Source organism: Nostoc sp. (assembly GCF_036916975.1).
In the GTDB taxonomy this organism is placed as follows: Bacteria; Cyanobacteriota; Cyanobacteriia; order Cyanobacteriales; family Nostocaceae; genus Nostoc.
The window spans coordinates 49,954-62,502 of record NZ_JBALFF010000053.1 but is presented as its reverse complement, the minus strand read 5'-3'; the positions used below and the strand labels follow the sequence as shown (position 1 = coordinate 62,502).

The following is a 12,549-nucleotide window of genomic DNA, read 5'->3' as shown; positions in this document are numbered from 1 at the left end:
AATTAGTTGATATGCAAATGAAGTTAGCTTTTTCCCTCTAACTAAAATTAGATGAAATCTCAATGAAATTCGATAGTTTGTTAGTGAAAAAAGGTTGTATTAGTAAGTACGAAACCAAGCAACACCTATGGGGATTTCTGCATCAATTCCAACCTCTCTAGCTGAGAGGCTGTAGACAGAACCATTACCAAGATTTAGTCTTTTTATTTTGTTAAGGTCAATATCAAACTTAGTGTTAGGAGCAACTGGTTCGGCGAAAGCTAGTAGTATTGTTTTACCGTTGACAGATATATTAGTGTTAATTTTCTGCCCCTTTTCATCCACGATATCGATATCCTGAATGTTATTACTTATAGTTACATTGTCTGGAACTTTGACAAGTAGTTGGGTAACAGCTTTGCTATTTTGGGGAACGTGTAAACGGAAAGTATGTCTAAAAATTCCCCAGCGTGTGGGAGGGAATTGTGAATTTCCATCAATATGGGGAACCCTACTATCATCTGTTCTAGCACTTGCATAGCTAGGAGCAATAATAGCTGTGCTACTCAGAGTCAATACAATGGCGTAAATCAATGACTTCTTCATATTTATCTCCAAAATAATTAAACACGTTAGCTAAAGTGCAGGTTCATGCATTGTGAGTGAATCTGCTCTTAATAGATAGATCAAAACTTGGCAAAGCTATATTTAACTACCCCCTTTATACAGCCATTACTCAGGAAAAGTAGGTAGTTAGCTTGCCCTTATCAAGTTCAAATCGTCGGTGATGTTTTTGCTGAAGAGGTATAGTACCTCTACCTACTAGCATGACAAGTCATAATGAAATCAAGATGAAATTTCAGCAGTTATCATTAAAATCTACAAATAAATTAAAATGAAGAAATTTGAGCTTCACCTATAGAAATCTCTACGTCATTACCAACGACTTTAGCCGAAAGATGGTAGATAGAGGTAGAACCAAGAATTGGTTGTTGCACTTTGTTAAGATTTATTTGCAACTTAGTAGTGCTAGAAGTAACTGGTTCAGAAAAATCTATAATAATTCTTCTACTATTTACAGAGATGTTAATTTTAATTTTTTGACCTTTATCATCCAATATATCAATATCATTACTTACAGCTATTGTGGATGGAACGTCAATAATTAGCTCGGAAAGAGCGTTGCCATTTTTAGGAATGTGTAACTGGAATGTTTGTTTAACAAGTTGCCAGCCAGCAGGAATAGACTGCAAATTTTTCTCAATATTAGTAACCTTATTATTATCCGTTTTCGCATTTGCATAGCCAGCATAAATCAGAGCTGCGGTAGCTACACTACATACGGCAGCATAAATTAGTGTTCTCTTCATCTTGACTGTTAAATTAAGAAACTATGTCAACTAGATTGCAGATTTATTCTTAGCGAATGAACCTTTACAAAACCAGCTTGACAGGTCACTATGAAATTAAGATGAAATAATAAATCGCATACCTAAATGAAATCAGCATGAAATTTAGGCAACTCATTAGGAAGAAATTAGCATTGTATCATTAGATAGATGCTCTTACACAAACAATAGCCTAACGTGAATTATTAGAAGTATAACTACAGCTTTATAACTGATTCATTTATTTAGTTAAGGAGAAAATTCTGACTACAACTACGAATCTATCCTTGAAAGGCTTGAAAGTTGCATTCAAGCTTGTTTAGAATGCCTGCGTGACTGCGATCGCTACTCCCCAAGCCTCATTAATAGGGAAATACAGGTGCAATTCTCGTCGCAGATGCTTTGGGCATATCTCATGCGATATTTTTGAACCCATTAAAAAGAATTTGGCAAAATCCCTTGACTCTCCAGCCAGCTAGAGAGTCTAAGATAAATTCATGAAGTAGACATTTCAGACAATCTAAAGCTGTAACAGTTCGTGTACTTCCAGTTACGCCATCTAAAACAGCAATCAAAGAAGCGATACCTTTGATCGGCGTAGCGATGTCTACGACGGGCTATTCGGTGTCGCTAACTCTGGTTATCCTGCAAGTTAAAGCCATAAATTATTTAAGTCTTCAACTCCTGATTTTCTTAACTCCATCTTTTTACTATCCAAGTTCAAGGTTTTTAACGCGATGACACTCCAACTAAAAGTTCCTAATATGGCTTGCTCTGCTTGTGGAGACACCATTACTAAAGCAGTCAAGTCAGTTGATCCTACTGCTACGGTTCAAGCAGACCCAAAAACAAAAATCGTCTTAGTAGGAGTTAAAACTTTTGCAATTGGCAGCATCTGTAGAACGAAATTCAGAACATCCACTAGCTGAAGCGGTGGTTAGGTATGCCCAATCTCAGCAAGTGGAACTGACAGAGGCTAAGAAATTTGAAGCGATGGCTGGGAGTGGTGTCCAAGCGATTGTTTCAGACCACTTGGTACAAATTGGTACTCAGCGTTGGATGGAAGAATTAAATATCGACACCCGTACCCTTCAAGAGGGTAAAGCCTCTCTGGAAGCTGCTGGTAAAACAGCTATTTTAATTGCCGTAGATGGTCAAATTCAAGGCTTGATGGGAATTGCTGATGCACTTAAACCTTCTTCAGTAGCAGTTGTGAGAACGCTACAAAAGTTAGGTTTAGAGGTAGTTATGCTAACAGGGGATAATCGCAAAACAGCAGAAGCGATCGCTAGTGAAGTTGGGATCACACGAGTATTTGCAGAAGTTCGACCTGACCAAAAAGCGTCTCAAATACAGGCATTGCAAGCAGAGGGGAAAATTGTCGCAATGGTGGGTGATGGCATCAATGATGCGCCAGCACTGGCTCAAGCTAACGTGGGGATTGCAATTGGAACTGGAACGGATGTAGCGATCGCAGCCAGTGATATCACCCTGATCTCTGGAGACTTGCAAGGTATTGTTACCGCAATTCAATTGAGCAGTGCCACTATGCAGAATATCCGCCAAAATCTCTTCTTTGCCTTTATTTACAACGTTGCTGGGATTCCCATTGCTGCTGGAGTTTTGTTTCCGATCTTTGGCTGGTTACTCAACCCAATTATTGCCGGTGGGGCGATGGCTTTTAGTTCCGTTTCTGTTGTTACGAATGCCTTACGCTTGCGTAACTTTCACCCCAAAAATATCTAATAATTATGGAGGAATTTAGCAAATGTTCAATAAAAGTGAGATTTTTGGGAGCATTGCCGGGTTAGCACTTCTGTTTGGTACAGCATCAAGCGTAGCAACAGCACAAATACCAACCAAAATGCCCGTACATTCATCAGAGCAGACCAGTCAATTTCGCCGTATTGAGCAACCACTAGCATTAAAAGTCGGCGTTACTTTGGGCGGTTTAGGATTAATTGGATTGGAACTGTGGTGGTTTCTATTCAGTAAAAATAAAGCTACAAAAGCTAATTCCAGCCAAGGAATACAAGAGCTAACAATTAATGTAGATGGAGGCTATGAACCTTCTCGTGTGATTGTAAAATCTGGTCAACCTGTACGGCTAAATTTCTTTCGCCGCGACCCCAGTAGCTGTTTGGAGAAAGTGTTACTACCTGATTTTCATATTGCTCAAGATTTAGCTCTCAATCATGTCACTCCCATTGAATTTACACCTTCCAAACCAGGTCAATATCAATTTACCTGTGGGATGAATATGTTTCGTGGTGTGGTGGAAGTTCAATAGAAAGGTAACAATAACCTTTTAATAATTATGTCTCGAAACATACAAAATGAAGCTGAATTTCTTATTAGGCGGGGACTAAAGATTAAAAACAAAGGCAATGCTATTTGTGCAAATTAAAAAGGCAACAGCTTACAAGCGATCGTTCTCAAACCAGAAAAACTTTTGATTCAGCAACTAGCTGTTGCTACCATCAATCCCCATATCAACCCGAAACGAACTTTATTAGCGCGACAAATGTTAAAACCTGCGGATGTAAGTAGCTGATGAAATTCAGCTTGGGAATAACACTGCTTGTATGCTGGATCAAAAACTTTCAGAATGATGTCGCATATTTGACACAATAAATAATCTCTGCACCAATCCAAAATCACTAATTTACCATCAGGCTTCAGAACCCTTTTCATTTCTGCTAATGCAGCGTCAGGCTCATCAAAATAGTGAAACGAACTAGCAGATATGACCACATCGAAACTGTTACTTGCAAAAGGTAATACTGAGGCTGGTGCGTTGTAAAACGAGACATTAGGGTAGTTACAACATTTTTGTTTAGCCATGAGTAGCATCTTGTCTGAAATGTCTACCCCAACCATCTGTTGCATCGGCTGTTCAATTAAAATTAGCCGCTCAAATTCCCCTGTCCCACAAGCGATATCCAGTACAACATCTGACGGAGATATCTGTGCCCAGCTTTTGAGAAATGACAAAGTATTAGCAATGTAATTGCTCCAGCGTTGGTCATATATTGCTGCCAACCGATCGTACTGTTTGCGAACTTTAGTTTCGGTCATACGGAAACTCTAGATTCTTTCATAAGCAAAAATACATACTTAAGTATAACGACTTCATAGTAGCCTGTGCGATCATCAAGGTTTCAGCATTGCTTTAATATTTTTGATTACTTACTGAATGATAGGACATATCGTATCCTTTCGTTTACCTGTAAAATTATCCCAACCTGAGAGTAAACCTGTTAGTTCATCTCTTAAAGTTAATAGCTCTTCAATCTTGTGATCAATTTCATTTACCTTATCTTCTAGCTTTTGTTTAACTTCACCACAAGGGAGTTTTCCTTGATCATATATATTAAGAATATCTCCGATCTCTTCAAGACTAAGACCAAGATTTTGCGCCCGTTTAATAAATGCTAAACGGGTAAGCACATCTAACGAAAATTGTCGGAAGCCACCCTCAGTTCTGCCAGAAGAATTGAGTAGACCTAGACTTTCATAATAGCGAATTGTCCTGATAGGAACTCCGCTTAAAGCTGTTACCTGACCAATTAAAAGCAGCTTTGTATCGTGGGTTAACATACTACACTCCCAAATTTGATTTAATTGTTGTTTATCCTGAATTTTTTATATATATTTTGACAAAAACCAACATTATGAGCTATTTCGATAACCCAGCATATGCCGTCGAGCAAAAGATAGTACTAAAGGCGGTAAAATTACCCATTGTACTAAGGGTACCAGCTAATCCCGACACCTGGTACAGCTAAGGCTGAAACACCGTAAAGTTTGGCGATATGTACTCGATAGATTTCTGAAGCGAATGTATAGAGCCATCCTAAGCCAGTAAAGAGTATAGTCAGCTTCCATGTTGGTCTGAGAATCCAGTGGCGTCTGCACCACCAGCTAATGAGCCAGTAACAGATGACTGTAATAATTCCATCTCCTACTGTGCAATGAGTAATGTAGTTGACTTTATCTGCTAACGAAGGCATTTTATAAAAGTCAAAATAAGGTGACTGCCAGACTTCATAAACAAAATGAAGCAGGAAAGAAAACAAAAACAAATTCGTCTCTGGTGCAGCCAGAATCCATACTACCCAATTAGCTAGTAACTTTCTCATCTCACCGCTATTTTATTATGCTACCCATCATTATCTGGACAATTTGTGTGTTCTAACTCGTGACAAAGTTGAGTGTTACGACAATCAATCCCACCAGGAGGAGGGGGTGAAATGAGCAACCGTGCAGAAAGTTACGCTAAGGAATTGATGAGCTGTTTTCAATATCCCGATCACCTGTACCAATTGATCTGTCTGAAATTTAAAAGCCTCAAATCCTTACTGTGCCGTACAAAAAAACTGTACCAAATAACCTATAGGTTATTTGGTACATTGAGAATTGCTCAAAATATCGATTGGCAGAATGCTTACCCAGCAAGGGTTACAGCCTTAGCGTAACTATCTTTACGATTGCTCATTTACCCCCTCCACCAGGAATTTGCCTTACTCATTCATTCTGAAGTCTCTAGTGGACTAGAGAGTCAACCCTTTTCTACTTTCTAAATTTATTCTTTGACTTCCACTTAACGATGCTTAAGGTGACAGTCCTATCCAGAGATATTGCAATGAAATATTAAGAGAAATTCTTGCCTATATCTACTTGACTCTACAGCTGACTTGAGGGTTTAACATTGCTCTAATTTACTTATTTAAGTATTCTCAAATTGAGCGTTACCGTCTGTGAGGAAATAAATAGCATGAAATCTTTCAAGTGGCTCTTAATCGTTCTAGCAAGCATGGGAGTAATTTCTTTAGGGGCCTGTAGTAATGGACAACAGGTAGATAATTCAGGTAATAATCCGACTGTCTCTTCCTCAAAAACCACGATAGGCGGCCAGGTGATTGAACCTGCTACCCAAACGGGAGAAGCTCGCATGACCCTAAATCCGGAAGCTACACCCCTCAAAACTGGAAAAAGTACTCTGATGCTGAACGTTACAGATGCCAAGAGTGGTAAGCCTTTAGCTGTCAAAAATGTAGCGGTTGAAATGGTTATGTCTGAGCAAGAAATGAAGGCAATGGGGATGGAAGGAGTAGGAACTGCAAAAACACAAGTCAAGTCAGCACCTTCACCTGGTATGTTTGAAATTCAAAGCAGTCTACCTTATGGTGGCAACTGGCAACTGAAGGTAAACCTTAAAGATATCCAGCCTGCTGCCAGCGCTGTCTTTAATGTAGCCGTTAAGTAGTTGAGCTAAAGTTTCTAAAAGTCCATATTTGTAGAAACTATTAGGTATAAGTTTTTGACTCTTCCATCGCCCTACTAAAATTCCGTCTCCATAGATTCAAGGCACATTTATAAGTAAAATCTGGTTTCAAGCTTACTATCGTAGTTATAGCGGTTATCAATTAGATGAGAACACCAAAGTCCTTGCTGTCAAATCATTTCAGCAAAGTTTTTGTATCTTACTCAACTGCACACCGCCATAACACACATAACAATTCGTCAGTAGTACAAAATTTTGTGAGAAAAATTTACATAAATTCTGACTCTGGGGGTTGACTCTATAGCCGACTATAGACTTTAAGGTTAGAGCAATACATAGTAGTAGAAATAAAGAACTATGGTTGCTGTAGTGGAACAAATTTGTTGTGAAGCATCATCCCCGAAAAAACTGCTGAAAATTGGTGAATTAGCAAACCAAACCGATGTGGCAGTGGGAACAATTCGGTATTACGAAAGCTTAGGATTGCTAACACCAGTTGAAAGAAGTGAAAATGGCTACCGTTATTACGATAGCGAAGCAATCAAGCGACTGCAATTCATCAAAAAAGCCCAATCTTTACAGTTTTCCCTCTCGGAAATTCAACAAGTGGTTGGTGTCCGCTCCCACGGCGATCCTGCTTGCCCACTAGTCAGGGGCTTACTGAAAAAGAAAATAGCTGATCTTGAGGAGCAGATTTATCGCATGAAGGCGCTGAAGGAGGAGCTAGAAGCATATCAAGAACGCTGGTCAAGCCGACCCTTGGACGACCCATTCAGCAAAGAGCTTTGTAGCATGATTGAGGAAGTTGCTTGTCGGGATATACCTGTTCATAACCTGCGAGAAGAGTAAATGTCTGAAACTACTGACGAGCATCAAAACTCTCACAGAAAAGCAGAGAATGAGGAACAGAAGCTTGCTCTCCTCTCCTCCCTTGAAAAAGAAACATCAAAACAGTTCAGTAATAATAATGATACAACTTTAGTTGAAATTAAGCCGATCAAAAAGTCCATTTTATCAGTCAAAATGGTCATAACGTTTGCAGTTCTTGCAGCGCTAATCGGTGGCATCTCAATACTAACTAAGCAGTTCAAACCCTCTTCTTCTATGGCTGGGATGGAAGATATGAAAGGGATGTCAATGGAAGACATGATGCGCGTGGACGGCTCTTCTAATGCCACCCCAGTTAAGGTCGAGTCTATCCAGCCTGGTTTAATGGAGGCAAGTGTGCGTTATACGGGGACAGTGCGTCCTTACCTGGAAGTGACTGTATATCCACGAGTGGGCGGGCAGTTGACTGAATACTCTGCCTACCCAGGAAGTAAGGTAAAAGCAGGACAAGTGCTGGCTCGGCTAACTGCAACGGAACTTTCTGATGAGGTAAAGGAAGCAACAACGGAAATGCAGGCTGCCAAAGCTGATGAGCAAGTTAGTAGAAAAGAACTGGATGAGCAACGTCAAGAAATAAAACGGATGGCAGCCGAATCCACTTATTTAGAGACAAGAGTACAGCGAACCGAGCAGGTTTTATTAGATTCTGGAGCGATCGCCCGCAATGACTTTGACAGGCAAAAAAGCGAGGCAATATCAGCTAAGGCGGCTCTGGGTGCTGCAAAAGTTAAATTAGAACGGATGCAAGCCCAGATAGCTAAAGCTCAAGCTCAGGTGGCTCAGGCTCAAGTAAAAATTCACCGTCTCAAAGTTATAGAAAGTTACAAAATAATTACATCCCCGATTACAGGCATTGTCCAAGAGCGGATGGCAGATCCTGGCGTGTTTGTCCAGCCAGGGATGGGAATTCTCAAAATCGGTGATTATAGCAAAGTTCGTCTCCAAGCAAATGTTGCCCAGCAAAATTTAACAGGTGTAGAAATTGGTTCACCAATTGTGGCTCGTGTGATTGGCAACTCCACTAAAACCATCAAAGGTAGGGTGACAAGCATTTTTCCCAAAGCTGGGGAAGAAACTCGCACAGTTACAGTCGAGGCAGTTGTAGATAACCGTGGTGGGAAGATTTTGGCAGGGCAGGCTGTGGAGATGCAAATTATTACAGATCATAAACCAAACTCTTTGTCGGTTTCCCAAGCAGCAGTGATTGAATCTGAAGGTAAGCAAGCTGTATGGGTTATAGCAGGTAAATCAGCTAAACGTAAATTTATCACTACAGGTTTAACCAGTGGCGATCGCACAGAGGTAACTAGCGGTTTGCAACCCGGTGATTTGGTCATCACTTCGGGACAGGAAAGACTGATTGAAAATGCATCGGTGGCAGCTGTTGATGATTCTGGTCAACCAGTCGCTTCCTTAAGTAGCGCTGCTGTACAAGGTAACACCCAAATAAAGTTAGTCAGCCCGCAAGGTAAAGCAGTATCTGGTGATAATCAACTGGTTCTAGAAGTCCAAGATTCTAAAACCAAGAAGCCTGTAAAAGTTGAAGGTTTAGAAGTTAGCGTCGCCATGCCAATGAAGAATTCCTCTCCCATGTCTACTGATGTGGAAGTAAAAGCTGATACTCAATCAGGTCGTTTCAAAGTCAATACCTATTTGGGTATGAGTGGAAAGTGGGAAGTAACTGCCAAAGTCAAAGACAAATCACGAATTGGCAACAGTTCTTTTACGTTAGATAATCGCTAGGTTCAGGAGCTTTCCAGATGAAAATCGGTTCAATTCCGCGCTGGTCGATCCAGAACCCAGTGATTTTGTTAGCCTTATATGTCGGTATTCTTGCCCTAGCTGTCCTGGCGCTATTTCAGCTACCAGTGCGGATGATGCCCTACCTCCAAAGTCCTCTAGTCGCTATTGTAACAATGGCTTCTGGTTCATCCCCCCAAGAAGTAGAGACTTACATCAGCAAGCCAATCGAACAGCGAATGACGGTGCTAGACGGTGTGCGCTTTGTCCGCTCTAGTTCCCAGCAAGATATGTCCCTAGTGACAGTGCAGTTTGCTTGGGGTCAAGATATGCAGCGATCGCTTGGGGCCGTGCAAAGTGTGATGAAATCAGCAGAAGGCGATATCACTATCGACGGGTTCAGCACACGTTCTTACTGGGTTTTACCCATTGACCCTCTCAACCGTCCAGTTCTAACCTTAGCTTTGCGGGGGGAAGGATGGGACTCGGTACGTCTACGCGATTTTGCGGACAATATTTTAGTTGATCGGTTTAAACAAGTACCTGATGTTCAGGCTGTATCTATTTTTGGCGGATACCGACGGCAACTGCAAATAATCGTAGACCGAGAAAAATTAGCAGCCTACGGTCTTTCAATTTTGCAGGTGCGGGATGCAATCGACCAAAACAATGTTTCCAAGGGTGCTGGAGTACTAACCAAAGGCGATCGCGAAATCTTGGTGCGTAGCGATGAACGCGCTTTGGGTAGTCAGACTGTCTTAGATTATCCGATTTTCAATCAGGGCGATCGCATTGTTTATGTCCGAGATATAGCTAGTGTCAAAGATACCTATGAAGAACGGCGTAGTAGTTATCGCTACAATGGTGAAGCAGCGCTGGGAGTGAATATTATTCAAAAGCCGGATGCCAGTTCTCCCCAAGTGATTGAGCGCATCCGTACCGAACTCAAGCGTATCCAAACTCAGTATCCTGGCGTTGAATTTAAAGAAGCCTACGACAACTCCCATTTGGTAGAGATTATCAAAGAAGGCACAATTGCAGAGTTGCTGATTAGCGTAGTCCTGGCTGGGTTAGTGATTTTGATTTTTTTGGAGGATTTTCGGGCAACGGCAATGGTACTCATCTCCATTCCCACCTCGTTGGCAATGTCGATTCTGCCGTTTGTGCCGATGGGAATGTCCTTGAATTCTTCGACTCTGATTGGCGTGCTGTTAGCGATTGGGCGGCTAGTAGATGACTCGATTGTAGTGATTGAATCAGTCGAGCGCAAGCTGAAACAGGGTAGAAAGCCTTTTCACGCAGCGATTGAAGGGACACAGGAAGTATTTTTGGCGATCGCCGCAGCTACTGCGGTGATGGTTGCAGCATTGGCTCCGATGACTTTTGCTGGCGGATTGACAGGAATAATGTTTGTCGGTATTGTTTGGCCAATTATTTATGCCTTGTTAGCTTCCCTAATTGTGTCACTAACTTTGACACCTCTGATGGCAGCCTACTTCTTAAAACCTCACTCCGAGCATGATGAACACAAGCAAACCTTGCTCTCAAGACTCCTTACTCCATTTCGTAAGGGTTTTGGGTGGTTGGAAAGAAGCTATGCATCTCTGCTGGATTTGGCATTAAAAAATCGAGGCATAGTTTTAGCTGTGGCGATCGCTTTCATCTACTTGGGCTACAGTTTGTACCCTTTTGTGGGTCAAGAGATGATGCCTTTAGCGGACTCTGGTCAATTTATGGTAAGTGTGGAAGCTGAAGCAGGGACATCTTTCGCCAAGACTGATGCGATCGCCCAAAAGTTTGAACAGATTCTCCAAAAGCAGCCGGAAGTCGAGAAAGTCTCTTCAGAAGTAGGGTTTGAACTAACCAATAACAGCACTTATTTTAGTGGTTATAGCATGGGTGGGGTGAACAGCGCCTCGATGATTGTTACTCTCAAAGACCGAGGCGAAAGAACCCGCGATATATGGCAAGTGATTGATGCTGTGGAAGCTCTTGCTCGTCGTACTATTCCTGGTATCCGACGTATTGCTATGCAACCAATGGGGGTAGATGTCATGGCTACTTCTGCCGCGCCTGTGCAGTTGGCAGTTTATGGAGAGGACTTAGATATTTTACACCGTCTTGCTGACCAGGTTTTACATATTGCCGAGAAAACTCCTGGGTTGAAAATGGCTCACACTAGCTCGACAATGACCCAACCTGAATATCAACTAAAAGTTGATCGCCGTCGCGCGATGGAACTGGGACTTAGTGTTGCAGAAATAGCTGAACAAGCTCGCTACGCCTTGCAGGGAGGATATACTCAAGAGTACTACAATTTGCCTAATCGCAGGCTGAATTCGATCCTAGTGCGCTACGACCAGAAAGACCGAGGGAACGCTCAAGACTTAGCTGCAACTTACCTCACAACAAAAAATGGCAAGCAAGTGCCTCTCGATACAGTTGTTACTCTTGAGCATCGTAACGGAGCAAGCCTGATTGAACACGTTAATGGTCGTCGGGTAGTCTACGTCAATGGATTTTATCGTCAGCACGGCCCCGCCTCTATGGATCTATCAATGGCAGTGGCAATGCAAGCTGGTGCTGAACTTGATTTTGCTCCGGGATATGGTTTGGACTCTATGGGTGATATGACTGACATGATGATTGAGTTTGCTCGGTTGCTTAGAGGGCTTGTGCTTTCACTCGTACTGATTTATCTCATCTTAGTAGTTCAGTTTGGCTCATTCATCCAGCCGCTTAACATGATGCTGTCAATTCCCTTAGAACTAGCGGGAGTATTTGGAGCTTTATTGCTAGCTGGACAAACATTTTCCACAGTTTCTATTTTAGGAATTATCATTTTGTCAGGAATTGATGTGGCTGGAGCAATCTTGCTGATTGATTTAATTTTGACAAAGCGCAGGCAGAAAATTCCTAGAGATGTCGCTATTCTGGAAGCCGGCCCCATTAGACTCAAGCCGATTTTGATGACAGTAATTATCACTCTAGTAGTGATTATTCGACTTGCATTTTTCCCGGATACTGGAATGGATGCATACTCACCAATCGCTACAGTGATTCTGGGAGGATTAAGCATCTCTACTCTGCTCACTCTCATTGTCATTCCTGTTATGCATTCGATAGTAGATGATGGAACTCAGTTATTTTCCCGTATTTTCAAGAAGCAGTACATAAGGAAACATTAAGTAAATTTTTGAATTTATTACTTGACTCTCTACTCAACTAAAGGGTTTAGAATGACTTTAGTTTCAAGAAAATCTACTA

The 12,549-nt window shown here is 41.6% G+C and carries 12 protein-coding genes and 2 pseudogenes; 8 read left to right on the top strand and 6 right to left on the bottom strand.

All coding sequences use genetic code 11. The annotated features are described in order from the left end of the window. Window positions 1-99: 99 nt before the first annotated feature. From V7K73_RS12255 to V7K73_RS12245, 3 genes are all read right to left on the bottom strand, one after another. Window positions 100-585 (bottom strand): DUF2808 domain-containing protein, encoded by a 486-nt coding sequence (locus tag V7K73_RS12255; protein ID WP_334880248.1) that lies wholly within the window; start codon window positions 583-585, stop codon window positions 100-102. Window positions 586-869: 284 nt separating this feature from the next. Then, window positions 870-1,349 carry a DUF2808 domain-containing protein gene (locus V7K73_RS12250; protein WP_334880247.1) on the bottom strand — a complete coding sequence of 160 codons (480 nt, stop codon included), beginning with the start codon at window positions 1,347-1,349 and terminating at the stop codon, window positions 870-872. Window positions 1,350-2,019: 670 nt separating this feature from the next. Next, window positions 2,020-2,175, bottom strand: coding sequence for a hypothetical protein (locus V7K73_RS12245; protein ID WP_334880304.1), 156 nt, complete (start codon window positions 2,173-2,175; stop codon window positions 2,020-2,022). On the opposite strand from V7K73_RS12245, the pseudogene V7K73_RS29860 reads away from it, so the two are divergent. From V7K73_RS29860 to V7K73_RS12230, 3 genes and pseudogenes are all read left to right on the top strand, one after another. Further along, a pseudogene (locus V7K73_RS29860) lies at window positions 2,132-2,233 on the top strand (copper chaperone); the annotation flags it as partial. The gene V7K73_RS12245 and the pseudogene V7K73_RS29860 sit on opposite strands and share 44 nt — an antisense overlap. Before the next feature lies 1 nt (window position 2,234). Then, window positions 2,235-3,113: pseudogene (locus V7K73_RS12235) on the top strand (HAD-IC family P-type ATPase); the annotation flags it as partial. 22 nt (window positions 3,114-3,135) lie between these two features. Beyond that, entirely contained in the window at window positions 3,136-3,657 is a 522-nt protein-coding gene (locus V7K73_RS12230) for a cupredoxin domain-containing protein (protein ID WP_334880243.1), read from the top strand. Between the two features lie 167 nt (window positions 3,658-3,824). Here the strand turns inward: V7K73_RS12230 and V7K73_RS12225 are convergent, their stop codons facing one another. The 3 genes from V7K73_RS12225 to V7K73_RS12215 all read right to left on the bottom strand — a co-directional run bounded on the left by V7K73_RS12225 (window position 3,825) and on the right by V7K73_RS12215 (window position 5,509). After that, window positions 3,825-4,445, bottom strand: coding sequence for a class I SAM-dependent methyltransferase (locus V7K73_RS12225; RefSeq protein ID WP_334880241.1), 621 nt, complete (start codon window positions 4,443-4,445; stop codon window positions 3,825-3,827). A gap of 111 nt (window positions 4,446-4,556) precedes the next feature. Next, window positions 4,557-4,967 (bottom strand): heavy metal-responsive transcriptional regulator, encoded by a 411-nt coding sequence (locus V7K73_RS12220; RefSeq protein ID WP_334880239.1) that lies wholly within the window; start codon window positions 4,965-4,967, stop codon window positions 4,557-4,559. Between the two features lie 149 nt (window positions 4,968-5,116). Next, window positions 5,117-5,509 carry a hypothetical protein gene (locus V7K73_RS12215; protein WP_334880237.1) on the bottom strand — a complete coding sequence of 131 codons (393 nt, stop codon included), beginning with the start codon at window positions 5,507-5,509 and terminating at the stop codon, window positions 5,117-5,119. A gap of 111 nt (window positions 5,510-5,620) precedes the next feature. On the opposite strand from V7K73_RS12215, the gene V7K73_RS12210 reads away from it, so the two are divergent. From V7K73_RS12210 to V7K73_RS12190, 5 genes are all read left to right on the top strand, one after another. Further along, window positions 5,621-5,845, top strand: a complete 225-nt coding sequence (locus tag V7K73_RS12210; protein WP_334880235.1) for a hypothetical protein — start codon at window positions 5,621-5,623, stop codon at window positions 5,843-5,845. Between the two features lie 299 nt (window positions 5,846-6,144). Next, window positions 6,145-6,636 (top strand): FixH family protein, encoded by a 492-nt coding sequence (locus tag V7K73_RS12205; RefSeq protein ID WP_334880233.1) that lies wholly within the window; start codon window positions 6,145-6,147, stop codon window positions 6,634-6,636. A 375-nt stretch (window positions 6,637-7,011) separates the two neighbouring features. Then, window positions 7,012-7,503: a heavy metal-responsive transcriptional regulator gene (locus tag V7K73_RS12200; RefSeq protein ID WP_334880231.1), complete on the top strand. Its 492-nt coding sequence runs from the start codon at window positions 7,012-7,014 to the stop codon at window positions 7,501-7,503. Beyond that, complete coding sequence (locus tag V7K73_RS12195; protein WP_334880229.1) at window positions 7,504-9,285, top strand: efflux RND transporter periplasmic adaptor subunit; 1,782 nt, start codon at window positions 7,504-7,506, stop codon at window positions 9,283-9,285. Window positions 9,286-9,302: 17 nt separating this feature from the next. Beyond that, window positions 9,303-12,470: an efflux RND transporter permease subunit gene (locus V7K73_RS12190; RefSeq protein ID WP_334880227.1), complete on the top strand. Its 3,168-nt coding sequence runs from the start codon at window positions 9,303-9,305 to the stop codon at window positions 12,468-12,470. Window positions 12,471-12,549 lie beyond the last annotated feature (79 nt).